Source organism: Lysinibacillus sp. NPDC092081 (assembly GCF_044755845.1).
Taxonomy (GTDB): Bacteria; Bacillota; Bacilli; order Bacillales_A; family Planococcaceae; genus Lysinibacillus.
Genome location: NZ_JBIVRU010000043.1, coordinates 1 through 1,136 on the forward strand (window position 1 = coordinate 1; position 1,136 = coordinate 1,136).

General features: G+C 36.5%; 1 pseudogene. It reads right to left on the bottom strand.

Features of this window, described 5'->3' with window-relative positions:
* Positions 1–36 precede the first annotated feature (36 nt).
* Positions 37–1,136: pseudogene (locus tag ACIQLB_RS24545) on the bottom strand (IS3 family transposase); the annotation flags it as partial.

Below are 1,136 nucleotides of genomic sequence, written 5' to 3' on the forward strand. Positions count from 1 at the left end.
TGAAGTGACCCCTAAAAGTTAGACACGGTTATTTCATTAGGCAGCTCGGGTAAAATGAGTTCGGTATTGCACCGGACTCATTTTTAATTTTGCCTTGATCCGTTTCGTATTATAGTAATTGATATATTTTTCTAATTCTATTTTAAAATGCTCTATACTTTCAAATTCCCTCATGTAAAGGAATTCGGATTTCATAATTCCAAAGAAATTCTCCATGACAGAGTTGTCGTAACAGTTTCCTTTACGAGACATACTTTGAACAATCCCTCTTGATTCTAAGGCGCGACGATATTTATTCATTTGATAATGCCAGCCTTGATCGGAATGCATGAGTAACTGGTGGTGCTCAGGTAAACGTTCGAGTGCTTTGTCCAACATGTCTGAAACAAGTGAATAGGTTGGTCTAGAGCCAATTGTATACGTGATAATTTCCCCGTTAAATAAATCTAAAACTGGCGATAAATAAAGTTTCTCACCGAACAATTTAAATTCCGTAATGTCTGTCACCCATTTTTCATTTGGGGCATCTGCTTTAAAATTGCGGTCTAAAATATTTGGCGCGATTTTGCCAACGTTTCCTTTATAGGATTTATACTTTTTCATACGTACTAAACATTTTAAACCTAACTCTTTCATGATACGTTGCACTTTTTTATGATTCACTTTTTGCCCACGATTCGTTAGCTCGTCACGAATACGACGATAGCCATAACGTCCTTCATGTTCTTCATAAATCGCCTTTATTTCTGCTTTTAAATCGGCATCTGGATCTGGTCGATTCATACGTTTTACTAAATCATAGTACGTACTTCGTGGAATGCCAGCGAGTTTTACAAGTGCTTTCACCGAATATTTATGCCTTAACTCATAGACTACTTGTGCTTTGTCCTGTTTGGTGATTTTTCCTTGTTTTGAACTAAGGCATTCAACTTTTTTAAATACTCGTTTTCCATTTCTAGTTGTTTAATACGTGCTTCAAGTGCTTCGTTAGAGCCTTCAACTGGTGCTTGTTTCGATTGTTTATTAAATTCTTTTTTCATGGATGGACGCCCCTTTTTCTTTGATTGAAGGGCATCTAATCCTTGAGTTTCATATTGCTTTCTCCAAACACTAATTGTTGAAGGGGCAGGTATCTT